Origin of the sequence: Phycicoccus endophyticus, from assembly GCF_011326735.1 — a bacterium.
Lineage (GTDB): Bacteria > Actinomycetota > Actinomycetes > Actinomycetales > Dermatophilaceae > Phycicoccus > Phycicoccus endophyticus.
On sequence record NZ_JAANCN010000001.1, the window covers coordinates 21,801 to 46,853 of the forward strand.

The window sequence follows — 25,053 nt, forward strand, 5'->3', positions numbered from 1 at the left end:
GCCGGCTCAGCCCCGGGGAGCCCGTCGGCGCAGCCAGCCGAGCGTGCCCGGCGGCATGCCCTTGAGCTTGGGTACGTCGCCGAGCGGCGCGACGAACAGGGCGGTGTCCGGCGGGAGGGACCACTTCAGCTCGTGGTAGACCCGCGAGAGGGCCTCCTCGCTCGCGAGGAGGCTGAGGTCGTCCGAGAGCACGCGCAGCTCCTCCCACGGGCCGACGAGGTCCGCGGGGACCGGGGCGCCGGTCCACGCCACGTACACCGCCATCGGCGTCTCCTGTCTCGGGGGAGGACGAGCCTAGTGGCTCGTGAGCCCGGTGCCCGTGGACAATGGTGTGGTGAGCCCTGCACCCGACGCCGCCCAGCGCGAGGCCGCGCACAACCTCGAGGTGCGCCGGCGGCTGCGCGAGGCCGAGGAGGCCGTCCTCGGCCGTGCCCCCGAGCACGACCTGCAGCCGTCGCTGGAGCGGATCAGCGCCGTCATGGAGCTGCTCGGCGACCCCCAGCGCGGTTTCCCCGTCATCCACGTCACGGGCACGAACGGCAAGACGAGCACGGCGCGCATCATCGAGGCGGTGCTCGCCGAGGCCGGGCTCAAGGTCGGCCGGTTCACCAGCCCCCACCTGCACTCCATGCTCGAGCGGATCGCCGTCGGGGGCCGTCCGGTGGACCCCGAGCGCTTCCTCGCCGCGTACGAGGACGTCCTGCCGTTCGTCGACGCCGTCGACGCCCGGTCGCAGGCCGCCGGCGGTCCGCGGATGACCTACTTCGAGGTGCTCGTCGCCGTCGCCTACGCGGCCTTCGCCGACCTTCCCGTCGACGTCGCGGTCGTCGAGGTGGGGATGGGCGGCTCGTGGGACGCGACGAACGTCGTCGAGGCGCCCGTGTCGGTCCTCACCCCCATCGACGTCGACCACCGCAGCTTCCTCGGTGACACCCCGGAGGAGATCGCCCGGGAGAAGGCGGGGATCATCAAGACCGACGGGATCGCGGTGCTCGCGCTGCAGCCGGACCGGGACGCCGCCGAGGTGCTGCTCGAGCGGGCGGCCGAGGTGGGTGCGCGGGCGGTCACCGAGAGCGTCGACTTCGGGGTCCTCGCCCGTGAGGTCGCCGTCGGCGGCCAGCAGCTCTCGCTGCGCGGGCTGGCCGCGGACTACCCCGACCTCTTCCTGCCGCTGCACGGGGCCCACCAGGCACAGAACGCGGCCGTCGCGGTCGCGGCCGTCGAGGCGTTCCTCGGCGGGGGCGAGCAGGCCCTGGACCTCGGGCTGCTCCGGGCGGGCCTGGCCCGCGTCGAGTCCCCGGGCCGGCTCGAGGTGGTCCGCCGCAGCCCGACCGTGCTCGTCGACGCGGCGCACAACCCCGCGGGTGCCCGGGCGCTGCGGGCCGCCCTGGAGGACTCCTTCGCGTTCGTCAAGCTCGTCGGGGTGCTCGCGGTCATGAAGGACAAGGACGCGGCCGAGATGCTCGAGGCCCTCGAGCCGGTCGTCGACGAGGTCGTCGTCACCCGCAACAGCTCGCCGCGCTCGATGCGCCCGGCCGAGCTCGGGGAGATCGCCGCCGACATCCTCGGAGAGCACCGGGTCACCGTCGTCGACGACCTGCCGGACGCGCTCGACCGGGCCGCCGGGCTCGCCGACGAGGGCGGGGTCGGCGGTGGGGTGCTCGCCACCGGGTCGGTGGTCACCGCCGCCGAGGTGCGCATGCTGCTCGGCACGACCGACGTCTGAGCCCGCTCACAGCCAGCCGGCGTCGCGCGCGATCCGCACCGCGTCGGCGCGGTTGCGAGCCGTCGTCTTGCCGATGACCGAGCTGAGGTGGTTGCGCACCGTGCCCTCGGTCAGGTGCAGGGTGCGGGCGAGCTGGGCGACGGTTGCGCCGCTCGAGGCGGCGCGCAGCACCTCGGTCTCGCGCGGCGTGAGTGGCGAGTCCCCGAGCGCGACGGAGTCGGCGGCCAGGGCCGGGTCGACGACCCGCAGGCCCGCGTGCACCCGGCGGACGGCGTCGGCGAGCGCGTGCGCCGGGGTGTCCTTGACGACGAACCCGGAGGCGCCGGCCTGGATCGCCCGCCGCAGGTAGCCGGGCCGTCCGAAGGTCGTCACGACGAGGACCCGCACCTCGGGGTGGCGCTCGTGCAGCCGCACGGTGGCCTCGATACCGCCCCCACCGGGCATCTCGACGTCCATGAGGACGACGTCGGGAGCGCTCTGCGCGACGACCCGCAGCACCTCGTCCCCGCTCTCCGCCTGCCCGACGACGCACAGGTCGGGCTCGAGGTCGAGCAGGGCGGCGAGCGCCCCGCGCACGAGCGCCTGGTCGTCGGCGAGGGCGACCCGGATGGGGGTCATGCCCCGCCCCCGGCGGCCGGTGTGGAGACGACGAGCTCGAACCCGCTCGGCTCGAGGCGGCGGGCGCGCACGGTGGCGCCGGCCGTCCGGGCCCGTTCGGCCAGGCCGCGCAGGCCGTGGCCGGCGGCCCGTCCGGCGGCGGAGGCCACGGCACCGTCGTCGCTGAGGCGCAGGCCGCGCTCGTCGATCGTCACGGTGCAGCGCCGGGCCCCGCTGTGCCGGATGACGTTGGTCACCCCTTCGCGCACGGTCCACGCGTAGAGCTCGTCGAGGACCGGGTCGATGCCCTCGACGCGCCACGGCAGCTCGGCCTCGATGCCCGCCGAGCCCAGTGCCGCCCGGGCCCGCGCGAGCTCGGCGGCGAGCGAGATGTCCCGGAAGCCCTCCACGGCCGCCCGGACGTCCCCGAGCGCCTCTCGGGCGAGCGTCTCGACCGCCTCGACCTCGGCACGTGCCCGGGCGGGGTCGAGGTCGACGAGCCGGGCGGCCAGCTCGGACTTGACCCGGATGACGGTGAGCGAGTGGCCCAGCACGTCGTGCAGGTCGCGCGCCATCCGGTTGCGCTCCTCCTCGACCGCCAGCCGCGCGTTCTCGCGGCGGGCCTCCTCGAGGTCGCGGGAGCGGCGCAGGGCGAGCATCACCCCCGACACCGCGACGACCGCCAGCGCGAGCGCGATGCTCAGGCTGTCGTCGCGCTCCCACGACGGTGCCCGGTGGGCGAGCACCTCGTAGAGGACGATGAGCCCGACCGCGAGCACGTAGGGCACCCAGCGGCGGAAGGTCCACAGCCCGGCGATGGCGAGGAAGACCCAGGTGGCCGTCGCGTCCTGGCCGAGGGTCAGCGTCGCGAGCGCGACGAGGCCGGCGAGCAGCCCGTAGCGGGCCCGGGCGGCCCACGGGAGCGGGGCCGGGGCCGGCCCCTCGAGGCCGGCGAGGTGCAACGGGCGGGAGCGCACGAAGTGCCAGGCGTAGACCGCGGCGAAGGCGAGGACCGCCGCGAGGCCGAGCGCGCCGGGCACGGTGTCCCGCGCCCGCCAGCCGGCGAGCACGGGCTGGGCGAGGTAGGCCAGCCAGAGCAGGCCGAGCGCGCGGTAGACGGCGACGAGGTCGCGGGGAGCGGGCGGCAGGAGGTCCTCGGCCTCCCGCCTGCTGACCCACGGCCACCCCGTCACGGCCCATAGCGTGGCAGACGGGCCGCCCCGGGTGGGGCCCCGGGACGCACGTCCTGCCCGGCGGGGCACCTAGGCTGGCGCCATGTTCCTGCTCAAGCTGCTCCTGCTCGCCGCGGTGGTGGTGGCCGTCTGGTACGTCGTGCGCGCCGTGCGCTCGACGTCCGCGTCCGGTGAGGTGAGCTTCGCCCCGGTCGAGACCCTGCCCGCCGAGGCCCGCCAGGTCATCGACGCGGCGCTGGCGCGGGGCGAGACGCTGGCCGCCGCGCGCCACTACCGGGCGGCGACCGGTGCCGGCCTCGCCCAGTCGAGGGCGGCCGTGGAGACCTACCGGTGGAAGCAGGGCGGTCCGGCCGCATGAGCGGGCTGCCGCTCTACGGGCGTCAGGGCCGGCTGACCTTCCGGCTGCTCGCGGTGGCCCTCGGCGGCCAGGCCGTCGTGCTGTTCTTCTTCGCGCTCGTCGCCCGCGCGCTCGCCGTGGCCGACTCCCGGCCCGCCGACGGCGACCGGCTGCTGTGGGTCGGGGTCGGGCTCGCGGTCCTCGCGCTCCTCGGCGCCGGCCTCATGCGGCGCCCGGTCGGGATCACCGTGGGCTGGCTGGTCCAGGCGCTGACCTGGGCGAGCGCGCTGCTCGTCACGGCGATGGTCGGCGTCGCCGTCGTCTTCACGGCCGTGTGGGTGCTGCTCCTCGTCCAGGGGCTGCGCGCCGACGCCCTCGTGGCCCGGCACGAGGCCCAGGCGGCCGGCAGCACCACACCCGGGGCGGACTAGGCTGGCGGCGTGACCAGCGAACGCTCACTCGTCCTCGTCAAGCCCGACGGCTTCGCCCGCGGCCTCACCGGTGAGGTGCTGCGCCGGATCGAGGCCAAGGGGTACCGGCTCGTGGCGCTGTCGGTACTCACGGCATCCCCCGAGATGCTCCACCGGCACTACGCCGAGCACGAGGGCAAGCCGTTCTTCGAGGCGCTCGTGGAGTTCATGTCCTCGGGCCCGCTGACGGCGGCGGTCATCGAGGGCGAGCGGTGCATCGAGGGATTCCGCTCCCTGGCCGGGGCGACCGACCCCACCCTCGCGCCCCCCGGCTCCATCCGCGGTGACCTCGGCCGCGACTGGGGCGAGGGCGTGCAGAAGAACATCGTCCACGGGTCGGACTCCCCGGAGTCGGCGGCCCGCGAGATCGGCATCTGGTTCCCGCAGCTCTGAGCGGGCTCGCGCGCCCCTGCGGCGCGGCACCGACGACACCGGTGGCCGGCGACCTAGCCTGCTGGCCATGAGCGGATGGTCGCGCGGCTGGGTCCGGGGGAGGGACCTGGCGATCGACCTCGGCACCGCGAACACCGTCGTCTACGAGCGTGGGCGGGGCGTCGTCCTCGACGAGCCCTCGGTGGTCGCCGTCGCGGCCGGCACGAGCCGCCTGCTCGCCGCCGGGCGCCGCGCCAAGGACATGCTCGGGCGCACCCCGGAGACGGTCACCGCCCTGCGGCCGCTGCGGGACGGGGTGATCTCCGACGCCGACGTCACCGAGTCGATGATCCGCTGGTTCGTCGACCGGGTGGCCCCCTCGCGCCTCGTGCGCCCTCGCGTGGTCGTCTGCGTCCCGAGCGACATCACGAGCGTCGAGCGGCGGGCGCTCGAGGACGCGACCCTGCGCTCGGGGGCCCGTCGGGTGTACGTCGTCGAGGAGACGATGGCCGCCGCGATCGGGGCCGGGCTGCCCGTCGAGGGCACCCAGGCCTCGATGGTCGTCGACGTCGGCGGTGGCACGACCGACGTCGGCGTCATCAGCCTCGGCGGCATCGTCACCTCCCGGACGGTGCGCATCGGCGGCGACGAGATCGACGAGGCGATCGTCGCCCACGTCAAGGCCGAGTACTCCCTCCTGCTCGGGGAGTCCAGCGCCGAGGCCCTGAAGATCGCCGCCGGGTCCGCCTTCCCGCTGCGCGAGGAGGTCCTCGAGCGGGTCCGGGGGCGTGACCTCGTCACCGGGCTGCCCAAGACGGTGGCCATCTCCTCGGCCGAGGTGCGCCGGGCGATCGAGACCCCGGTGGCCCAGATCGTCGAGCTCGTCCGCTCGGTGCTCGACGTCTGCCCGCCCGAGCTCGCCGGCGACGTCGTCGAGCGCGGCATCGCGCTGACCGGCGGCGGGGCACTGCTGCGAGGTCTGGACGAGCGGCTCACCCACGAGCTCGGCGTGCCCGTCCGGGCGGCCGAGGACCCCCTGCACGCCGTCGCCCGGGGGGCCGGGCGCTGCGTCGAGGAGTTCGGCACCCTCGAGCGCGTCCTCGTCGACACCCGGCGGCCGTGAGGCGCGCGCCCACGCTCCGGAGGGTGGCCCTGGCCGCCGTGGCCCTCTCGGTGCTCGTCCTCCTCCTCGACGTCTCGGGTGCGGTCGACCTCGACCCCGCCCGACGGTTCGCGGCCGCCGGCCTCGGGCCGCTGGAGCGGGCCGTGGGCCCCCGGGAGGACGAGGTCTCCCGCCTGCGCGCCGAGACCACGCGGCTGAGCGCCCGGCTGGCCGACGCCGAGCGCGAGCTCGCCGACACCGCTCAGGCCCGGGCGCTGCTCGCGGACCCGGCGGTCGACGGGATGCCGCTGGTCCTCGCGCGGGTCGTCGCCGTGGGCGACCCCGGCCCGGCCGGCCCCGAGCGGGTGACGATCGACGTCGGGACCCGTGACGGCGTCGAGGCCGACCGCACCGTGCTCTGTGCCGACGGGCTCGTCGGCCGCGTCGAGCGGGCCGGGCCGTGGACGAGCGACGTGCTCCTCCTCGGGGCCGCCGAGGTCACCGTCGGCGTGCGCGTCGGCACCGCCGGCACCCTCGGCGAGGCGTCGGGGACGGCTCAGCCGGGGGCCCCGGTGGCCGACCCGGGCACGTTGTCGCTGGCCCTGCTGGACACCGCGCCGCTGCGCCGCGGGGCGACGGTCCGCACCCTCGGCAGCCCCGGAGGGCGCCCCTTCGCCCCCGGCGTCCGCGTCGGTGTCGTCACCCGCGTGCGCTCCGGCGCCGGCCGGCTCGCCGCCACCGGCGTCGTCACCCCGGCGGTCGACCCCGGCACGCTCGACGTCGTCGGGGTCGTCGTCGGCGCCAGCCGCAGCCGGCCGCGCCCGGCCGCGACGGGGGGCCGATGACAGGCCCCGCCGCTCTCCTGCTGCGGGCGCTCGCGCTGCTCGCGGCGGTCGTCCTCGCCGTGACGCTCGCCGCGCGGCACGTGGCCCCCGTGCCCGACCTCCTCCTCGTCCTCGTCGTCGCCTGGGCGCTGTGGCGGGGCCCGGTGGCCGGGCTGCTCGCCGGGCTCGCCGGTGGCTGGGTCCTCGACGTGGTCCCCCCGGGCGGGGGGCTCCTCGGCGCACACGCCCTCGTCTACGCCGCGGCCGGGGCGCTCGCCGGTCGGTGGCGGGTCGAGGGCCCGGTGGCCGCGCCCCGGGTCGCGGCCGTCGCGCTGGCGGCGGCCGTCGTCGTCGAGGGCCTGGCGGTGGTGCGGGCGCTGGCGGTCTCGGCGCCGGTCTCTCTCCTCGACGTCGCCGTCCGGTGCCTGCTCACGGCGAGTGCCGCGGCACTGGCCGTCCCGCTCGTCGTCGGTGCCGAGCGTGCGGCGCTGCGCAGGCGGTTCGGATGACGGACGTGGGCCGACACCGGGGCCGCCTGGCCGCCGCGTTCGTCGTCGTCGTGCTCGCCTTCGCCGGGCTCGCGACCCGGCTGGGCCAGGTGCAGCTCGCCGGTGCCGACGGCGTCTCGGCGCAGGCGTCCTCGCTCGACACCCGCACCGTCGTCGAGCCCGCCCTGCGCGGGCGGATCCTCGACCGCACCGGGCGGGTGCTCGCCGAGAACCGGGCGAGCACGGTGGTGACCCTCGAGCGGCGGGTCATCGCCGAGGACCGCCCGTCCGCCGAGGCCGAGGTCCGGGCGGTGGCCAGGGTGCTCGGGCTGCCCGCTGCCCGCCTGCTCGGGCGGACCTGGCTGTGCGGGGAGGAGGGGGCGCCGGCGGCACCGACCTGCTGGTCCGGCTCGCCCCAGGTCCCGGTGCCGCTCGCGACCGGCGTCGACCCGCAGCGTGCGCTCGCGCTCGTCGAGCGGCCCGACCGGTTCCCCGGCGTGGCCGTCGACTCCGTCCCCGTGCGCGTCTACCCGCGCCCGGAGGGGGTGAGCGCCGCCCACGTCCTCGGCTACCTCGGGCAGGCCACCGCACAGGAGGTCGCCGACGACCCCGACATCGGTGCCGGCGACCTCGTCGGGCGCTCGGGGCTGGAGCAGGAGTACGACGACGTCCTGCGCGGCACCCCGGGCCGGACGGTCGTCGCGGTCGACGCCCGGGGGCTCGTCACGGGGGTCGTCTCGCGGACCGAGCCGGTTCCCGGGCGCGACCTGGTCACCTCGCTCGACGTGGACGCCCAGGCCGCCGCCGAGCGCGCCCTGGCCGACGCCATCGCCACCGACCGGGCCCGCGGCGGGGGCGGCCGGGCGGACTCCGGTGCCGTGGTGGCCCTCGACGCCACGAGCGGTGCCGTCGTCGCCCTCGCCAGCGCCCCGACGTACGACCCGAACGTGTGGACCGGCGGGATCTCCGCGGCCGACTACGCCGACCTGACCGACGAGGACGCGGGGACCCCCCTGCTCTCGCGCGCCACCGCCGTCGCCCTGCCCCCGGGCAGCACGGTCAAGCCCTCCTCCGTCGTCGCCGCGGTGCGCGCCGGCAACCCGCTCTCCGGGCTGTACGACTGCCCGGCGCAGTACCGCATCGGCGACCGGGTCTTCCGCAACCACGAGAGCTACGACCGGGGCCTGATGAGCCTGGAGCGCGCCGTGGAGACCTCGTGCGACACCGTCTTCTACGACGTCGCCTACCGGGCCTGGCAGGACCAGGGCGGGGTCTCGGCAGGCGTGGACGCCGCGGACCCGTTCGCCCGGGCGGCCCGGGGGTTCGGCCTCGGGACCCGGACCGGGGTCGACCTGCCCGGGGAGAGCGCCGGTCGGGTCCCGGACCGTGCCTGGCGGCGGCAGACCTGGGAGGCGAGCAAGGAGGAGCTGTGCCGGCGTGCCCGGGAGGGGTACCCCGAGGTGGCCGACGCCGCCCGCCGCCGCTACCTGCGGGCGGTCGCCCGGGAGAACTGCGCGTCGGGGTGGCAGCTGCGCGGGGGAGACGCCGCGAACCTCGCCATCGGGCAGGGCGACACCCTCGCGACGCCGTTGCAGCTGGCGGTCATGTACGCGGCGCTCGGCAACGGCGGCACCCGGCCGACCCCCCGGGTGGCGGCGGCCACGGTCGACACCTCCACCGGGGAGCGCACGGCCGTGCCGGCCGGCCCGCGGGTCTCTGCACCCCTGGACCGGCGCCTCGGGCGCTACCTGCGCCGGGCGCTGCGGGGGGTCGTGACGGACGGGACCGCGGCCCGGGTCTTCGCCGACGAGCCCGCGGACTGGCCGGTGGCGGGCAAGACCGGCACGGCGGAGCAGGTCGGGGAGCGGGACACCTCGTGGTTCGCGGCCTACGCACCGGCGGACCACCCACAGTGGGTGGTCACGGCCGTCGTGCACCGCGGCGGCTACGGCGACGCCTCGGCGGCCCCGGCCGTCCAGCGGGTGCTGCTCGCCCTGCGCGGCCTGGGGTGAGCGGCGCGTCGACCGGCGGATAGGCTGAGCGCCATGGCTGACTTCGACGTCGTGGTGCTCGGTGCTGGACCCGGTGGGTACGTCGCGGCGATCCGCGCCGCGCAGCTGGGCAAGACGGTCGCGGTCGTCGAGAAGAAGTACTGGGGCGGCGTCTGCCTCAACGTCGGGTGCATCCCCTCCAAGGCGCTCATCAGGAACGCCGAGCTGGCCCACACCCTGCAGCACGACAAGGAGCTGTACGGCATCGAGGGCGAGGCGACGATGAAGTACGGCGTCACCCACGCGCGCTCGCGCAAGGTCTCCGCCGGCATCGTCCGGGGCGTCCACTTCCTCATGAAGAAGAACAAGATCGAGGAGATCGACGGCTGGGGCACGCTGACCAGTGCCACCTCGATGGACGTGGCGCTGAACGACGGCGAGACCCGCAGCCTCACCTTCGACCACCTGGTCATCGCCACCGGTGCGGTCACCCGGATGTTGCCCGGGGTCGAGGTCAGCGAGAACGTCGTCACCTACGAGGAGCAGATCCTCGACGAGAACCTGCCCGGCTCCATCGTCATCGCCGGCTCGGGCGCCATCGGCGTCGAGTTCGCCTACGTCATGAAGAACTTCGGCGTCCAGGTGACGATCGTCGAGTTCCTCGACCGGATGGTCCCGACCGAGGACGAGGAGGTCTCCAAGGAGCTGCTCAAGCACTACAAGAAGCTCGGCGTCGACGTCCGCCTCGGGACCAAGGTGGAGTCGGTGGAGGACACCGGCAGCGGTGTCAAGGTCACCGTCTCCAAGGACGGCAGCGAGGAGGTGCTCGAGGCCGACAAGCTGCTCTCGGCGATCGGCTTCGCCCCCCGGACGCAGGGCTTCGGCCTGGAGTCCACCGGCGTGCAGCTCACCGAGCGCGGTGCGGTCGCCATCGACGAGTACTGCCGCACGAACGTCGAGAACGTCTACGCCATCGGCGACTGCACGGCCAAGCTCATGCTCGCCCACGTCGCCGAGGCGCAGGGTGTCGTCGCGGCCGAGCACCTCGCCGGGGCCGAGACGATGCCCGTCGAGTACGACTTCGTCCCCCGCGCCACCTACTGCCACCCGCAGATCGGCTCCTTCGGGTACTCCGAGGCCCAGGCCAAGGAGAAGGGCTACGACGTCAAGACGGCCAAGTTCCCGTTCAGTGCCAACGGCAAGGCGATGGGGCTCGGCGACGGCGTCGGCTTCGTCAAGGTCGTCGCCGACGCCGAGCACAACGAGATCCTCGGCGCCCACATGATCGGCCCGGACGTCACCGAGCTGCTGCCCGTGCTCACGCTGGCCCAGAAGTGGGACCTCACGGCCGACGAGGTGGCCCGCAACGTGTTCGCCCACCCGACGCTCTCCGAGGCGGTCAAGGAGACCGTCGAGGGCATCGCCGGCCACATGATCAACCTCTGAGCGCGATGGCGACCCAGCACGGCGACGTCGTCGACCTCGCGGAGAAGCTCGCTCTCTTCTCCGAGCACTGGGCGCCCAAGACCGTCGCCGAGGTCGGGGACGACGAGGTCAAGGTCGTCAAGGTCAAGGGCGAGTTCGTCTGGCACACGCACGAGGACGTCGACGAGCTCTTCCTCGTCCTCGCCGGTGTGCTGACCATCCAGCTTCGCGACGGTGACGTCGTCCTGCACCCCGGGCAGCTGTTCGTCGTCCCGCGGGGCGTCGAGCACTGCCCCCGGGCCGAGGAGGAGGTGCACGCGGTGATCATCGAGCCGCGCGGCGTCGTCAACACTGGCGACGCGGGCGGCCCGCTCACCGCCACGGTCGAGCGGATCTGAAGCCGCGGCGGGTCTGGCCGGCACGCCGGTCTCCTCGCTACGCTCTCGCCAGCCCTTCGCTGGAGAGGACGAGCGATGCCCCGCAACGGTGACCGCCGGCTAGACCCCGAGACGGGTCGACCCGAGATCTTCTACGACCCACCGGGGGAGTGGGAGGTCCTGGACGTCGCGACGTCGCCGGGAGACCGACCGGTCGACGCCGACCGGCCTGACGAGCGCGGGCCGGACCCCTTGCTGTGAGTGACGGTCCCGACCCGTCGTGGACGCTCTCGGCCACGGTCCGGCCGGCCCGGCCCTCCGCGGGCCCGACATCGCCCGAGGACCCGACACTCCCCGCCCCCCGGGAGTGGGCGGCGGGCGCAGAGGCGGTGCGCACGACCGTCCGGTGGATGGTGAGCGCACTCGCCGCCGTCGGTGCCCTGCTCTTCGCGAAGGGCTTCGTGGCCACCCCCCGGATCGACTGGCAGGAGCACCCGTGGCAGCTGAGCCTGGCGTTCGCCGCGGGTGTCGCCGGGCTGCTCGGCGTGGGGTGGCTCATCACGCTGGCGATGGGTGTGCTCCGACCCCAGATGTACGAGCTGACCCGGCTGCCGGCCGCCTTCGTGGCCGAGGTCGAAGGGGCCGGGGCAGGTGCGGTCCTGCCGGACGACTGCCCCACGGTGGCGCGCCTGCAGACGCGGCTGAACGCGGTGCGTCGCGCCCTCTACACCGTGGGCGAGGAGGTCAGCTCGGCCGAGGCGGCGCTTCAGCAGGGGGACCCACCGGCAGGGACCGCAGCCCGGCTGGAGGATCTCCAGCGGGAGCGCAGAGTGCTGCTGCACAACCTCGCGGTCTACCGGGCGGCCCGCGCCGACCTGCTCGACCGTGCCGAGTACTTCACCCTCTCCCGAGGCCTGTCCCGCTCGGCGACCCTCCGCATGGTCGGCGCGGGGGTCGTGGCGGCCACCGGTGGCATCGGCTTCCTGCTCGCCCTCTCGAGCTCCGGCACCGGTACCGCACCGGCGGTGCCGGCGGTCGGTGAGCTGGTCCGGGTGGACTCGGCGGCGGGTACCCGGCTGTGGACCCTGCTCGGCCTCGAGGCGTGCCAGGCCGAGTCCGGCACTCCTCGTGTCCCGGTCGTCGTCGGCGGGGGCGACGGCTCGTCCCGGTCGCCGTACACCGTGACCACGCTCCCGACGGCGACCTGCCATGCCCAGACCTTCACCGTCACCGACTCCTCGGCCCTGGTCTCGGTGCCCGTGAGGACGACGCCCGAGACCGCTCCCGGCGACCTCGGCGGGACGCCTCGGGTGAGCGCTCGCACCTCGTAGCCGGGGGGCGGGCGCCCTCCGTGCGCCGCCGGTCTGCGAGGAGAATGGCGCCATGACGCCCGAGGAGTTCCGCACCGCCGGCCACGCGCTGATCGACTGGATCGCCGACCACCGCGCGCGTGTCCCCGATCTGCCGGTCGCGGCGCAGGTGCGGCCCGGCGAGGTGCGCGCCGCCCTTCCGGCGCACCCGCCGACGGCTCCGGAGGCGTTCGACGAGGTGCTGGCCGACCTCGAGGCGGTCGTCGTGCCCGGGGTGACCCAGACCCAGCACCCGGGCTTCTACGGCTGGTTCCCGAGCAACGCCGGTCTCGCCTCGGTCCTCGGCGACCTCGCCTCCGGTGGCCTGGGCGCGCTCGGCATCACCTGGCAGTCGGCGCCGGCGCTCACCGAGCTCGAGCAGGTCCTCACCGACTGGCTGCGCGAGCTGTGCGGGCTCTCGCCGCACTGGCGTGGCGCCATCCAGGACACCGCCTCGACCGGCTGCCTCGTCGCGCTGCTCGCCGCCCGGGAGCGCGCCGGCGACGGCTGCGAGCACCGTGGCGGTCTCCAGGCTCTTCAGGCGCCGCTGGTCGTCTACACCTCGCCCGAGGCGCACAGCTCGGTGGCCAAGGGTGCGCTGCTCGCGGGCTTCGGTGCCGACAACCTCCGGCAGGTCGCCGTCGACCCCGCGACGTACGCCATGGACACCCAGGACCTGCGCCACGCGATGGCCGAGGACGCGGCCGCGGGCCGGGTCCCGGCGGCAGTGGTCGCCACGGTGGGCACGACGGCGACGACGGCGATGGACCCGGTGCGGGCGGTGGTCGAGGTGGCCCGCGAGCACGGCGCGTGGGTCCACGTGGACGCCGCCATGGCGGGCTCGGCGATGCTCCTGCCCGAGATGCGCCACCTCTTCGACGGCGTCGACTCCGCCGACTCCCTGGCGTGGAACCCGCACAAGTGGATGGGGACCGTCCTGGACACCTCGCTGCTCTACGTCCGCGACGTCGACCACCTCGTGTCGGTGATGTCGACGACGCCGAGCTACCTGCAGGCCGCGACCGACGAGCAGGTCGTCCAGTACAAGGACTGGGGGATCCCGCTCGGTAGGCGCTTCCGCGCGCTCAAGCTGTGGTTCCAGCTGCGGCTCGACGGCGTCGAGTCCGTCCGGCACCGCCTGCGGCGCGACCTCGCCAACGCGCGCTGGCTGGCGGCACAGGTCGAGGCCGAGCCGGGGTGGCGGGTCCTGGCGCCGGTCACGCTGCAGACCGTGTGCATCCGGCACGAGCCGGAGGGCCTGACGGGCGACGCCCTCGACGCGCACACGCTGGCCTGGGTCGACGCTGTCAACGCCACGGGCCGGGCCTTCCTCGGCGCGAGCCGGCTCGAGGGCCGCTGGATGGTGCGGGTGAGCATCGGCGCCGAGGCCACCGAGCGCGGGCATGTCGAGCAGCTGTGGCAGCTCCTGCGGGAGACGGCGAGCGGGTCATCCGGCTCCGAGCGCCCCGGGCAGGGGCTCGGAGTGGACCACGGTGAGGCCGGAGACCGCGCGGGTGAGGACGACGTAGAGACGCCGTAGTCCGGTCCGCTCGTCGGGTTCCGCGGCGGCGATGGCGGACGGTTCGACGACGACGACCCGGTCGAACTCCAGGCCCTTGGCGATGCTCGCCGGGACCAGCTCCACCTGCCGGTCCTCGTCGTCCCCGTGGTCCGCGTCGAGCCGCCCGTGGGCGATGCCCGCCCGCTCGAGCGCCCGGGCGATCGCGTCGGTGAAGGCATCCGGGACGATGACCCCGACCGACCCCGGCTCGCCGGTTGCCGCGCCGACCGCCTCCACGACGGCGGCCGAGCGCCTCGCGGGGTCGGCGGCCACGATGTCGAGCCGGCCCGGGTTGTCGCGGACCGAGCGGGGGGCGCCCAGCCCCGGGGCGATCACCGGCAACAGGCGGGCCGCGAAGTCGATGACGAGACCGGGCACCCTGAAGCCGCGGTCGAGGACGACGAGCTCGTGCTCGGGACGCCCGAGGTGACCCATGGCCTCCCTCCACGAGGTGGCCGCCCAGGGGGTCGTGCCCTGGGCGAGGTCCCCGAGCACGGTGATGCTGCCGGTGCTCGCCCGGCGCCCGACCGCGCGCAGCTGCATGGGGGAGAGGTCCTGTGCCTCGTCGAGGACCACGTGCCCGAGGCTCGGGGTGCGCTCGAGCAGGTCGGCGAGCTCGTCGAGCAGTGCCATGTCCGCGCGGCTCCACCGGGCCGCCCGCGCGCTGCGGGGCGGGGCCGACCACCGCAGGGTGTGCTGCTCGGCCTCGGTGAGGAGGCCGTCGGCCGCGGCCGCCAGGGCGTCGGCGTCCGAGAGCAGCCGGGCGAGCAGGGTGGCCGGGTCCAGAGCGGGCCACAGCGCCGCGGCGTAGGCCCGGACCGGCGCCGAGCGGGCGATCGCCTCCTGGGCCCGGTCGCCCGGGAAGTCACCGGAGCGCTCCAGGCGCAGCATCACGAGGTGGGCGAGCCGCCGGGGGAGGAGCTCGCGGGCCGCGGAGTACCGCAGCCCGCGTCGGACGAGGGCGTCCATCTCGTCCTGCACCTCGGATGCGGGCACCTGCCAGCGCCGCGCCCCACGGGGGAGGACGAGTGGTTCCCGAGGACGGCCGAGGTCCTGCCACACGGCGCGGCGCAGCACCTCGGCCATCCGCTCGTCCCCCTTGAGGAGGGCGACCTGCGGGGAGTCCTCGGCGCGGACGGTGTCGTGGGCGAGCAGCGCGTCGACGGTCGCGTGCCGGACACGCACCTCGCCGAGCGAGGGCAGGACGGCGCCCACATGCTCGAGGAAGGCCCGGTTGGGTCCGACGACGAGCACGCCCGAGCGTTCCAGCCGGCCGCGGAAGGAGTAGAGCAGCCAGGCGGCGCGGTGCAGACCGACGGCGGTCTTCCCGGTCCCCGGCGCGCCCTGGACGCAAAGGCTCCTCCCCAGGTCGGAGCGGACGACCTCGTCCTGCTCGGGCTGGATCGTCGAGACGATGTCCCGCATCGGCCCCGAGCGGGGGCGTTCGACCTCGGCCGCGAGCAGGGCGGAGCGAGCGCTGCGCTCTCCGCTCGTCAGGTGCTCGTCCTCGTAGGCCGTCAGCCGGCCCTGGTCGACCCCGAAGCGGCGGCGCAGCTCGACCCCCATCGGGTCGGTCGCGGAGGCCCGGTAGAACGCCGTCGAGACCGGAGCGCGCCAGTCGACGACGACCGGGTCACCCCGGACGTCACTGACGTGCCGCCGGCCGATGTGGAAGGTCTCCGACCCGTGCGCGCTGCGCTGGTCCATCCGGCCGAAGAACAGCGTCGTGCTGGGGTCCTCCTGCAGCGAGGCCACGCGACGGGCGAGGACGCCGCTGAGCACGGCGGCGTTGAGCGGGTCGCTCGCGGTGCTGGCGTCGAGGGAGGCGGCGCTCGCCTGCATGCGGCGCAGCTGGTCACGGGCGTACTCGAGGTGGGCCCGCTCGGCGGCGAGCACGGTGTCGGGGGATGAGGTGGTCAGGTCGGCGGCGGGCGTGGGCACGGCGGGTCCGCCTCCTGGGTGGGGTGTTGGTCGCATGCTGGCGAACCGAGGAGAGTAGCACCCCGCGCGGCACGCCCCGACGGCTCGAGGTGGTCGCGCCGACCGGCTAGCGACCTCGGGCCGTCGGGTCCTGGTGCGGGTAGAGGGTGTCCGCCACCTGCCGTCGCTCCTCGCTCGCCCGGAGCGCCCGCTGCGGAAAGGTCGGATCCACCGTGGCCGACGGCCAGGGTGCCCCCGCCTCGGCGAGAGCCCACCCGGTGCCGAGCCGAAGCAGTGACTCGTGCTTGACCCGGTAGTACTCGAGACCGGTGTTGACGGCGATGCCGCGAGCTCCGACAGCGGCGGCGACCAGGTGGATGTGGAAGCGGCTCGTCACCCACACCTGGTCGGGACCGACCGGCAGGCCCTCGGTCCAGACCTCACCGAAGGGGTAGAACCGCACGGACGGCCAGCGCTCGCGCACGGCGTCCAGCAGCCAGGAGTCCTCCGGGGGGATGGCCTCGACCACGCCGATCTCCTGCCCTTCCAGGCCCTCCGCGCGCATGACATCCAGCGAGGCATCGAGGGCCTGGGTCATTCGCGCACGGTCGTGGAGGTCGCCCTGGAGGAGGACCATCCCCCGAGGCGCGGGTCGACGGTCGAGGACGACCGCACCCTGCCCGAGGGCAAGGAACGCGTCGTCCGGGCGCACGGGTATCCCGAAGCGCTGGGCCGAGAGGGGGTCGCGGGCATCCGCGTACGCGAAGTCGGCCAGTGCGGCACGCACCAGCTCGGTGTCCGCGTCGCCCATCGGGACCAGCCCCACCCCTGTCATGACGACGGGGACGTCGTGCTCGCGCGCCATCTGGGAGGCCAGCGAGGTCAGCAGGAGGTTCGCCGGCCAGGCTGCCACCAGGTGACCCCCGCCGAGCAGGTGCACCGACCGCGCCCTGGCGGCGAGCTGGAGGCCCAGGTCCTCCCGGGGGGTCCCCAGGTGGCTGACCCGGTGTCGCACGGCGGCGTGGGCGGCCCCGCGGTCCTCACTGTCGTGGCTCAGGGCCACGCGCCACATCGTGTCGGTGACGTGCAGGCGTGGGTGGGCGCCTGCGAGGAGCACGGCCGCCCGACCGGGCTCGGGGCAGTCGAGCCAGACGTCGGCATGCGGCCGCCGGGCCGCGAGGTAGGCCAGCCAGCCCCGTGCGATGAGCTCGTCGCCGTAGTTGGGGTGCCCGGCCGTCGAGACCAGGTACACGATGTCGGGTGCTGCCACGTTGCCCTCCAGGCCGAGAGCACCGGCTGCCCCGGTGCCTGCACATCATGCCCAACATCGGCGCGGAGGGGCGCATCCTCAGACGGAGCGAGGCACCTTCCCGGTCCAGGTGAACAGGCGGCACATCATCCGGTGGCCCCGGTCGCCCTCGGGGTGGAACATCAGCGGACAGCCGCCGTCGATCACCGTCATCCCGTGGGCCCGCCCCCAGGCGGCGGCCTCCGGGGAGACCGAGCCGCCGCCGATCGAGCGGTGCATCCACACGGTGCGCACCCCGCAGTCCGCGGCTTCCTCCATCGTCTGCTGGGCGCGCTCGGGTGCGGTCGCGATGACGACGGCCTCGACGCCGCCGGGCACCGACTGGAGGTTGGGGTAGGCCGGGTCGCCCTCGACCTGCTCGACCGTGGGGTTGACCGCGAAGACCTCGTAGCCGTGGTCGCGCAGGAAGGTGTAGACGGCGTTGCTCCCGTGGCCCTTGGGCGCGTGGGACACGCCGGTGACGGCGACCCGGTGGTGGGCGAGGAAGTCCTGGGCTGCGTCCTTGGTCGTGGTCATGGGGGCATCCCTTCGGTTGCGCCTTCGATGCTCCCACCGGCGCGCGGGACGCGCTGTTCCGCGCGCCACACCCGGCGTGCCGGCTCGACGACTGCGCGGCTGGGCCGCGCCGGGTGTCGGCTGGGGTCGGACGGGGTAGTGCGACGGTGTCCCCGACGAGGTGAGGAGAGGCCGATGAGCACCGGGACGGACCGGGGTCGCGCCCCGGCCGACGAGGTCCGGGCCCTGCTCGAGGAGCACGGTCGTACCCTCGCGCGGGAGGCCGGCATCACCCTGCGCGACAAGCCCGCCCCCCTGTTCCAGCTGCTCGTGCTCACGCTGCTCGCGTCGACCCGTATCTCGGCCGGGGTCGCGGTCGCCACCGCGCGCGAGCTGTGGGCCGCGGGCTGGCGCACCCCGACACGGCTGCTCGGCTCGACCTGGCAGGAGCGCGTCGACGCGCTGGGCCGGGGCGGGTACCGGCGCTACGACGAGTCGACGGCCACCCGGCTCGAGGAGCTGTGCCACCGCCTCGAGCAGGACCACGGCGGTGACCTGCGACGGCTGCGTCCCCCCGACGGCGGTGACCTGACGACCCTGAGGGAGGGGCTGACCGCGTTCACCGGGATCGGGCCCACGGGCGCCGACATCTTCTGCCGCGAGGTCCAGGCGGTGTGGCCGCAGGTCGGTCCGTTCTTCGACGAGCGCGCGCTCGCCGGCGCGCGGACCCGTGGGCTGCCCACCGACCCGCGCCGGCTGGCCGAGCTGGCGCCGCGGGGCCGGGTCGCCGAGCTCGCCGCCGCCCTGGTGCGGGTGGGGTGACGGCCAGCGCGTGTCAGAGGGGTGGGGTGTCCGGACGCCGGGGTGGCCGTGGGGGCCCGTGGCGGTCGGCGGCCAGCAGGAGCCGGTCGACCGGCCGCCCCACGGCCCGGCTGAGCTCGACACGGCAGCCCCGGGGGCGAGGTGTGCGCCCGCCCAGGCGCTGGTCGAGGTGGAGCTCCAGCGCGGAGTGTGGTCCGTCCGGGAGGACCAGGCTCGGCTCGCCGCGCGGGTCGTCGGCGTCGGTCCCGGTGTCGGGCAGCACGAGGGCACGGTGGTCGACCGGATGTCGCAGAAGCGGGCGGCGACGTGGCAGCCGGGGAACCTGCAGCGTCCGTCGCGGGCCTTGACGGGCCGGCCGTACCGGTCGGCGCGCCGAGGGGTCGCGGCGACGGCCCGGTCGAGCCAGCCACGGGCGACGAGCACCGGACCGCCCGGCACGGCGCCGTGGAGGACGACGAGGTCGCCGGGCTCCCCGGCGGGTGCGGGGCCGGCGGGGAGCCCCGGGTCCGGAGTCTGCGCGGGGCTGAGCACGTGGACGCGCAGGTCGACGGTGGCGTGGCCCGTCACGAGGTCGGTGAGTGCCTTGGCGCGAGCCCGGTCCACCCGCTCGAGCAGGCCGTCGGCGACGTACTGCTGGGCGAGGGCGTCGATCGCCGGCCAGGGCACGGCGGGCCCGCGCGCGCAACCGGGTGCCGTCCTCCCGCTCGAACCACCCCTGGAGAGCCTCGACGGCGGTGGCCGCCACCGCGGCGGGGACCTCCTCCAGCTCGTCGGCGACGACCCCGGCCCGGTAGCCGTCGAGCCGCCCCGCGGCCATCGCCGCGTGGAGCCCGCCGAGACCGGTGTGCGAGGCGGTTCCTTCGGGGCCGTCGGCGGCGCGGCGGGCGGCCTCCCGCACCCGACGCTCCGCATGGACGGCCGTGACGTTGAGGACCCCGGACACGATCGGCGGGGCGTCGAGCGAGACGTGGCCGAGCGCCCGGTGGGTCTGGACCACCTCGCCGGTCTCGAGGACCTCGGGCTCGATGGCGGCGAGCCGGACGATCGCCTCGTCCTGCGCGGCCGTGACGACACCGGCCAGCGCCTGCAGCTCACCGAGGGCGGCCGACCACTCCTGGACCGACCCCGTGCAGGTGGCTGGGCGGAGGGCCCGCTCGACCAGCCCACGCGCGAGGCGTGCGGCCTGGGCGACCTCGCCGGGACCCGGCCTCGTGGCGGTTGTGGTGAGCACCAATTTCTCTCGGAGGCAGGTCGATTGGCCCCCGGGTGACCGAGTGCTGCTGCCGGTGAGTCGCCGGTGCAGGCTGTCGGGCCGGCGCTCCCGGGAGGGGGGAGACGATCAACCGCCGGACGGCTCGCGGACCTCCTCGCGGTCGATGTCCCCGTCGACGAGGTCCTCGGCCGCCCGGACGAGCAGGGGGTGCAGGTCGGTGTCGCCGCGCCGGATGCGTGCCAGCAGCTCGTGGCGCATCCGGGGCTCCCAGAACTTCTTGATGTGCGTCGCGAGCTCCTCGGCCGCCTTCTCCCGCGGGAGGGACTCGAAGTTGCGGACGAGGTCGTGCCCGAGCCGGACGACGGGCGGCTCCCCGGTGCTCACCGGCGCTGTCTCGCCATCGCCCCGGCGGGCACCGGTGTCGCGGACGCCTCGGGAGCCTCACCGGCGCGCGCGCGCGAGGCCTGCGTCGCGACGGTCACCTGCACCGCCGTCACCTTGTACTCGGGGCAGTTGGTCGCCCAGTCCGAGTTCTCCGTGGTCACGACGTTCGCCCCCGTCACCGGGTGGTGGAACGTCGTGTAGACGACACCGGCCGGCATCCGCTCGGACACCAGCGCGGTGAGCCGGGTGGCCCCGACCCGCGAGGAGAGCTCGACGACGTCTCCGGTGCGGATGCCCCGCAGCTCGGCGTCGGACGGGTGGATCTCCAGCACGTCCTCGGGGTGCCACGTCGAGTTCGGCGTGCGTCGGGTCTGGGCACCGACGTTGTACTGGGACAGGATCCGGCCGGTCGTCAGGACCAGCGGGAAGCGTCGGGTGGCCCGCTCGGTCGTCGGGACGTACACCGTCGGGGTCAGCTGCCCGAGGCCGCGGACGAACTTGCCGACGTGCATCGTGGGGGTTCCGTGCGGCGCCGCCTCGGTCACCGGCCACTGCATCGAGCCCTCGGCGTCGAGCCGGGCGAACGAGACGCCCGCGAACGTCGGGGTCGTGGCCGCGATCTCGTCCATGATCTCCGCCGGGGAGGCGTAGGACATCGGGTAGCCCATCGCCGTCGCGACCTCGCACACGACCTGCCACTCGTCCTTCCCGACCCGGCTCGGCATGACCGGGCGGACCCGGTTGATGCGCCGCTCGGCGTTGGTGAACGTGCCGTCCTTCTCGAGGAAGGAGGTGCCCGGGAGGAACACGTGGGCGAACCGCGCGGTCTCGTTGAGGAAGAGGTCCTGGACGACGACCATCTCCATCGAGCGCAGCGCGGCCTCGACGTGCTGGGTGTTCGGGTCGGACTGGGCGATGTCCTCGCCCTGGACGTAGAGGCCACGGAACGTGCCGCCGATCGCGGCGTCGAACATGTTGGGGATGCGCAGCCCGGGCTCGGGCTGGATGCTCACTCCCCACCTGGACTCGAAGACCTGGCGGACCTCGGGCCGGGAGACGTGCCGGTAGCCGGGCAGCTCGTGGGGGAAGGAGCCCATGTCGCACGAGCCCTGGACGTTGTTCTGCCCGCGTAGCGGGTTGACCCCGACGCCCTCGCGCCCGAGGTTGCCCGTGAGCATCGCGAGGTTGGCCATCCCCATGACCATCGTCGAGCCCTGGCTGTGCTCGGTGACCCCGAGCCCGTAGTAGATGGCCGAGTTCGGGCCGGCGGCGTACAGCCGGGCCGCCGCCCGCAGCTCCCCGGCGGGGATGCCGGTCTCGTCCTCGGTGGCCTCGGGGGAGTGCTCGGGTCGCGCGATGAACTCCAGGTACCCGTCGGCGCCCTCGGTGCGGGTGCGGACGAACTCCTCGTCGAGCAGGCCCTCGCTGACGATGACGTGGGCCATCGCGTTGACGAACGCGACGTTCGTCCCCGGCCGCACGGGCAGGTGGTGGGTGGCCTCCACGTGCGGGCTGCGGACGAGGTCGGTGCGGCGGGGGTCGGCGACGATGATCCGCGCACCGGCCCGCAGCCGCTTCTTCATCCGCGAGCCGAAGACCGGGTGGGCGTCGGTCGGGTTGGCACCGATGAGGAGGATGACGTCGGCCTGCTCGACCGAGCGGAAGTCCTGGGTGCCCGCGGAGGTCCCGAAGGCGTGGTTGAGCCCGTAGCCGGTGGGGGAGTGGCAGACGCGGGCGCAGGTGTCGACGTTGTTGTTGCCGAAGGCCGCGCGCACCATCTTCTGGACGACGTAGACCTCCTCGTTGGTGCACCGCGAGGACGAGATGCCCCCGACCGCCCCGACGCCGTGCTCGGCCTGGATGCGCCGGAAGCCCTCGGCGACGGTGGCGATCGCCTCCTCCCACGACACGACGCGCCACTCCTCGTCGGTCGAGGCCCGCACCATCGGCTCGAGGCGGCGGTCCTCGTGGCCGGCGTACCCGTACGCGAAGCGGCCCTTGACGCAGGAGTGGCCCTCGTTCGCGCCGCCGTCCTTCCACGGGGTCATCCGCACGACCCGGGTGTCCGCGCCCGATCCCTGCACCTCGGCCTTGAACGAGCAGCCCACCCCGCAGTACGCGCAGGTGGTGACGACCGACCGGGTCGGCATCCCGAGCTGGACGACGGACCGCTCGGTGAGCGCGTCGGTCGGGCAGGCCTGCACGCAGGCGCCACACGAGACGCACTCGGAGTGCAGGAAGTCGGTACCGCCGGCGCTGACCCGCGAGTCGAAGCCGCGCCCCTCGACGGTGAGGGCGAAGGTGCCCTGGGTCTCGCTGCAGGCCCGCACGCAGCGCGAACACACGATGCAGGCCGCGGGGTCGTAGTCGAAGTACGGGTTGCTCTCGTCGGTGCGCTCGTGGAGGTGGTTCGCGCCGTCGAGGCCGTAGCGGACCTGCGCCACGCCGGTCTCCCGGGCCCACTTCTGCATCTCGCAGCTGCCGCGGGCACAGCCGTCGCAGTCCGTCGGGTGGTCCGAGAGGTAGAGCTCCATGACGTTGCGGCGCAGGTCCTGCACCTGCTCGGTGCGGGTGCTCACGACCATGCCGTCGCTGCACGGGGTGGTGCAGGACGCCGGGGTGCCCTTGGCACCCTCGACCTCGACGAGGCAGAGCCGGCAGGAGCCGAACGCCGTGAGCGAGTCGGTGGCGCACAGCTTCGGGATCTCGATGCCGGCCTCGGCCGCGGCGCGCAGCACCGACGTCCCGGCCGGGACCTCGACCTCGCGCCCGTCGACCGTCACGCGTGCCGTGTCGGCCGCGGCCACGCGCGGCGTGCCGTAGTCCGTCTCCGCCGGCGCGATCGGTCCGCTCTTCTCGCTCGTCGTCATGGCCGGGCTCCTCCGTCGGTGCTCGTGGCGGACTCGGGCATCTCCCCGGCGACGGCGTCCGCCGTGCCGGCGTCGACGCCGAAGTCCTCGGGGAAGTGCTCCAGGGCGCTGCGGACGGGCATCGGCGTCAGGCCGCCCATCGCGCACAGCGAGCCCTTGGTCATCGTCGCGCAGAGGTCCTCGAGGAGGACGAGGTTGGCCTCGCGCTGCACGCCGCCGCGGATCCGGTCGATGACCTCGACCCCGCGGGTGGAGCCGATCCGGCAGGGCGTGCACTTGCCGCAGGACTCCTTGGCGCAGAACTCCATCGCGAACCGGGCCATCGCCCCCGCGTCCATCGAGTCGTCGAACACGACGATGCCGCCGTGCCCGACCATGGCGCCGGCCTCGGCGAAGGCCTCGTAGTCCATCGGCAGCCCGAACCTCGCGGGTGGCAGGTACGCACCGAGCGGCCCACCGACCTGGACGGCCTTGACCGGCCGGCCCGAGGCCGTGCCGCCGCCGAACCCCTCGACGAGCTCGCCGAGCGTGATGCCGAAGTCGGTCTCGACGACCCCGCCCCGGGCGACGTTGCCGGCGAGCTGGAAGACCTGCGTGCCCCGGGAGCGTCCCGTGCCGAGCGCGGCGTAGGCCGCCCCGCCGTCGGCGAGCACCATCGGGACGGCGGAGAGTGTGAGGACGTTGTTGACGACCGTCGGGCGCCCGAAGAGCCCGTGCAGCGCGGGGATCGGTGGCTTGGCGCGCACCTCGCCCCGGCGGCCCTGCAGGGACTCCAGCATCGAGGTCTCCTCGCCGCAGATGTAGGCCCCGGCCCCCACCCGCACGTCGAGGTCGAACCGACGGCCGCTGCCGAGGACGGACTCGCCGAGCACGCCGTGGGCGTAGGCGATGTCGATGGCGCGGCGCAGCGTGCGGATCGCGTGCGGGTACTCGCTGCGCAGGTAGACGAAGCCCTCGCTCGCCCCGGTGGCGACGGCGGCGATCGTCATCCCCTCGATGAGCGTGAAGGGGTCGCCCTCGATGAGCATCCGGTCGGCGAAGGTGCCGGAGTCGCCCTCGTCGGCGTTGCAGCAGACGAACTTGACGTCGGCCTCGGCCGTGCGGACGGTCTCCCACTTGATGCCGGCGGGGAACCCGGCGCCACCGCGGCCGCGCAGCCCGGAGTCGGTGACCTCGCGCACGACGTCCTCGCCGCTCAGGGTGAGGGCCCGCTCGAGCCCGGCCAGCCCGCCCCGCTCGCGGTACGCCGCGAGGTCCGTGGGCTCGATGACACCGACCCGGGCGAAGGAGACCCGGTGCTGGCGGGCGAGCCACGGGTAGTCGTCGACGACGCCGACGCAGCGCTCGCCGTCGTCGAGGTCACCGGCGAGCAGCCCGGCCACCTCGGCCGGCGCGACGTTCGCGTACCCGACCCGGCCGCGCTCGGTCTCGACCTCGACGAGCGGCTCGAGCCAGAGCATCCCGCGCGACCCGTTGCGCCGGACCGTGGCGCCGGCCGCGGTGAGGGCCTCGGCCACGGCGTCGGCACCGACCGAGACCGCCGCGGCGTCGCAGGGCACCCAGACGACGGCGCTCACCGGTCCCACCCCGCCGTGAGTGCCTCGAGGCGCTCGGGGGTCAGCCGGGCGTGCAGGGCGCCGTCGAGCGTCCCGGCCGGGCCGAGCGCGCAGTTGCCGAGGCAGAAGACCTCGCCGAGCTCGACGTCGCTCGAGCCCGCCCACCGGTCGGTGGCCGCCGCGTACGTGGCCTCGCCGCCACGGGCCTGGCAGGCCTCGGCGCGGCACAGGGTGACCCGGTGCGCGGTCGGGGGAGTGCGGCGGAAGTCGTGGTAGAAGCTCACGACGCCGAGCACGTCGGCGCGGCTGAGGTTGAGGACGTCGGCGATGACCGGCACGTCGTCGTCGTGGACGTAGCCGTGCCGCTCGAGCACGGCGTGCAGGACCGGCAGCAGGGGCCCGCGCAGGCCGGCGAGCTCCTCGGCGATGCCGCGCACGGACGCGGCACGGACGGCGTCGGCGGGGGCCGCGGTCGGCGCCGGGCCGGGTCCTCGCTGGGGCACGATGTCCACCTCTCTGTGGCATGGCTGACCTTGGTGTCGAAGACTACGACGCCGAGGCGCCGTGCGGGGGGTCGAACGCCCGGGGGGCGGCCGGCCGATTAGGCGGTCGGTACCCCCGCTGGTAGCCTTGAGCACTGCCGTGAGATCGGCCGCGGACCCAGAGAGCCCC

General features: G+C 74.9%; 25 protein-coding genes. 14 read left to right on the forward strand and 11 right to left on the reverse strand.

All coding sequences use genetic code 11. The annotated features are described in order from the left end of the window. Positions 1–6: 6 nt before the first annotated feature. Complete coding sequence (locus G8D98_RS00085; RefSeq protein WP_166097519.1) at positions 7–264, reverse strand: hypothetical protein; 258 nt, start codon at positions 262–264, stop codon at positions 7–9. Positions 265–334: 70 nt separating this feature from the next. Between G8D98_RS00085 and G8D98_RS00090 the strand changes: the two genes are divergently transcribed. Continuing rightward, a complete protein-coding gene (locus G8D98_RS00090; protein ID WP_166097521.1) occupies positions 335–1,726 on the forward strand; it encodes a bifunctional folylpolyglutamate synthase/dihydrofolate synthase in 1,392 nt (463 codons plus the stop codon). A 6-nt stretch (positions 1,727–1,732) separates the two neighbouring features. Here the strand turns inward: G8D98_RS00090 and G8D98_RS00095 are convergent, their stop codons facing one another. Both G8D98_RS00095 and G8D98_RS00100 read right to left on the reverse strand, forming a co-directional pair. After that, positions 1,733–2,344, reverse strand: a complete 612-nt coding sequence (locus tag G8D98_RS00095; RefSeq protein WP_166097523.1) for a response regulator transcription factor — start codon at positions 2,342–2,344, stop codon at positions 1,733–1,735. Beyond that, positions 2,341–3,516: a sensor histidine kinase gene (locus G8D98_RS00100; protein WP_166097526.1), complete on the reverse strand. Its 1,176-nt coding sequence runs from the start codon at positions 3,514–3,516 to the stop codon at positions 2,341–2,343. Before G8D98_RS00100 ends, G8D98_RS00095 begins: the two co-directional genes overlap by 4 nt. Positions 3,517–3,598: 82 nt before the next feature. Here G8D98_RS00100 and G8D98_RS00105 point away from each other — a divergent pair, with 82 nt between their 5' ends. The 11 genes from G8D98_RS00105 to G8D98_RS00155 all read left to right on the forward strand — a co-directional run bounded on the left by G8D98_RS00105 (position 3,599) and on the right by G8D98_RS00155 (position 13,791). Further along, positions 3,599–3,874 (forward strand): hypothetical protein, encoded by a 276-nt coding sequence (locus G8D98_RS00105; protein ID WP_166097528.1) that lies wholly within the window; start codon positions 3,599–3,601, stop codon positions 3,872–3,874. Beyond that, positions 3,871–4,284, forward strand: coding sequence for a DUF4233 domain-containing protein (locus tag G8D98_RS00110; protein ID WP_166097529.1), 414 nt, complete (start codon positions 3,871–3,873; stop codon positions 4,282–4,284). Before G8D98_RS00105 ends, G8D98_RS00110 begins: the two co-directional genes overlap by 4 nt. A 9-nt stretch (positions 4,285–4,293) precedes the next feature. Next, on the forward strand, positions 4,294–4,716 hold the full coding sequence (gene ndk, locus G8D98_RS00115; RefSeq protein ID WP_166097531.1) for a nucleoside-diphosphate kinase: 423 nt from the start codon (positions 4,294–4,296) through the stop codon (positions 4,714–4,716). A gap of 67 nt (positions 4,717–4,783) precedes the next feature. Beyond that, on the forward strand, positions 4,784–5,818 hold the full coding sequence (mreB, locus tag G8D98_RS00120; protein WP_166097534.1) for a rod shape-determining protein: 1,035 nt from the start codon (positions 4,784–4,786) through the stop codon (positions 5,816–5,818). Between the two features lie 23 nt (positions 5,819–5,841). Beyond that, entirely contained in the window at positions 5,842–6,642 is an 801-nt protein-coding gene (mreC, locus tag G8D98_RS00125) for a rod shape-determining protein MreC (protein WP_166097536.1), read from the forward strand. Further along, positions 6,639–7,130: a rod shape-determining protein MreD gene (gene mreD, locus G8D98_RS00130; protein WP_166097538.1), complete on the forward strand. Its 492-nt coding sequence runs from the start codon at positions 6,639–6,641 to the stop codon at positions 7,128–7,130. Before mreC ends, mreD begins: the two co-directional genes overlap by 4 nt. Continuing rightward, on the forward strand, positions 7,127–9,121 hold the full coding sequence (gene mrdA / locus G8D98_RS00135; protein WP_166097540.1) for a penicillin-binding protein 2: 1,995 nt from the start codon (positions 7,127–7,129) through the stop codon (positions 9,119–9,121). The genes mreD and mrdA overlap by 4 nt, the downstream gene beginning before the upstream one ends. 33 nt (positions 9,122–9,154) lie before the next feature. Next, on the forward strand, positions 9,155–10,546 hold the full coding sequence (lpdA, locus tag G8D98_RS00140; RefSeq protein WP_166097544.1) for a dihydrolipoyl dehydrogenase: 1,392 nt from the start codon (positions 9,155–9,157) through the stop codon (positions 10,544–10,546). Between the two features lie 5 nt (positions 10,547–10,551). Then, a complete protein-coding gene (locus tag G8D98_RS00145) occupies positions 10,552–10,923 on the forward strand; it encodes a cupin domain-containing protein (RefSeq protein ID WP_166097547.1) in 372 nt (123 codons plus the stop codon). A 389-nt stretch (positions 10,924–11,312) separates the two neighbouring features. Continuing rightward, complete coding sequence (locus G8D98_RS00150) at positions 11,313–12,233, forward strand: hypothetical protein (protein WP_166097550.1); 921 nt, start codon at positions 11,313–11,315, stop codon at positions 12,231–12,233. 52 nt (positions 12,234–12,285) lie between these two features. Further along, a complete protein-coding gene (locus tag G8D98_RS00155; protein ID WP_166097553.1) occupies positions 12,286–13,791 on the forward strand; it encodes a pyridoxal phosphate-dependent decarboxylase family protein in 1,506 nt (501 codons plus the stop codon). On the opposite strand, the gene G8D98_RS00160 is transcribed toward G8D98_RS00155, so the two are convergent. From G8D98_RS00160 to G8D98_RS00170, 3 genes are all read right to left on the reverse strand, one after another. After that, a complete protein-coding gene (locus G8D98_RS00160; protein ID WP_229661725.1) occupies positions 13,699–15,753 on the reverse strand; it encodes a HelD family protein in 2,055 nt (684 codons plus the stop codon). The two genes, G8D98_RS00155 and G8D98_RS00160, sit on opposite strands and share 93 nt — an antisense overlap. A gap of 106 nt (positions 15,754–15,859) precedes the next feature. Then, complete coding sequence (locus G8D98_RS00165) at positions 15,860–17,002, reverse strand: polysaccharide pyruvyl transferase family protein (protein WP_166097555.1); 1,143 nt, start codon at positions 17,000–17,002, stop codon at positions 15,860–15,862. 78 nt (positions 17,003–17,080) lie between these two features. Then, the gene (locus G8D98_RS00170; RefSeq protein ID WP_166097558.1) at positions 17,081–17,557 is read right to left on the reverse strand and encodes a CoA-binding protein; all 477 of its coding nucleotides are present in this window, start codon (positions 17,555–17,557) and stop codon (positions 17,081–17,083) included. A gap of 174 nt (positions 17,558–17,731) precedes the next feature. Here G8D98_RS00170 and G8D98_RS00175 point away from each other — a divergent pair, with 174 nt between their 5' ends. Next, entirely contained in the window at positions 17,732–18,358 is a 627-nt protein-coding gene (locus G8D98_RS00175) for an HhH-GDP family DNA glycosylase (RefSeq protein WP_166097560.1), read from the forward strand. 13 nt (positions 18,359–18,371) lie between these two features. Here the strand turns inward: G8D98_RS00175 and G8D98_RS00180 are convergent, their stop codons facing one another. Beyond that, positions 18,372–18,620: a hypothetical protein gene (locus tag G8D98_RS00180; protein WP_166097562.1), complete on the reverse strand. Its 249-nt coding sequence runs from the start codon at positions 18,618–18,620 to the stop codon at positions 18,372–18,374. Positions 18,621–19,181: 561 nt separating this feature from the next. On the opposite strand from G8D98_RS00180, the gene G8D98_RS15290 reads away from it, so the two are divergent. After that, positions 19,182–19,628, forward strand: a complete 447-nt coding sequence (locus tag G8D98_RS15290) for a hypothetical protein (protein ID WP_187566777.1) — start codon at positions 19,182–19,184, stop codon at positions 19,626–19,628. Positions 19,629–19,697: 69 nt separating this feature from the next. Here G8D98_RS15290 and G8D98_RS00185 read toward each other — a convergent pair whose 3' ends face one another. Genes G8D98_RS00185 through G8D98_RS15295 form a run of 4 tightly spaced genes read right to left on the reverse strand, consistent with a single transcriptional unit; the run spans position 19,698 to position 24,884 of the window. Then, on the reverse strand, positions 19,698–19,955 hold the full coding sequence (locus tag G8D98_RS00185; RefSeq protein WP_166097564.1) for a formate dehydrogenase subunit delta: 258 nt from the start codon (positions 19,953–19,955) through the stop codon (positions 19,698–19,700). Next, positions 19,952–22,825, reverse strand: coding sequence for a formate dehydrogenase subunit alpha (gene fdhF, locus G8D98_RS00190; protein WP_166097567.1), 2,874 nt, complete (start codon positions 22,823–22,825; stop codon positions 19,952–19,954). Before fdhF ends, G8D98_RS00185 begins: the two co-directional genes overlap by 4 nt. Further along, positions 22,822–24,402, reverse strand: coding sequence for a formate dehydrogenase beta subunit (locus tag G8D98_RS00195; RefSeq protein ID WP_205859656.1), 1,581 nt, complete (start codon positions 24,400–24,402; stop codon positions 22,822–22,824). Before G8D98_RS00195 ends, fdhF begins: the two co-directional genes overlap by 4 nt. After that, the gene (locus G8D98_RS15295; protein ID WP_229661724.1) at positions 24,399–24,884 is read right to left on the reverse strand and encodes an NAD(P)H-dependent oxidoreductase subunit E; all 486 of its coding nucleotides are present in this window, start codon (positions 24,882–24,884) and stop codon (positions 24,399–24,401) included. Before G8D98_RS15295 ends, G8D98_RS00195 begins: the two co-directional genes overlap by 4 nt. Positions 24,885–25,053 lie beyond the last annotated feature (169 nt).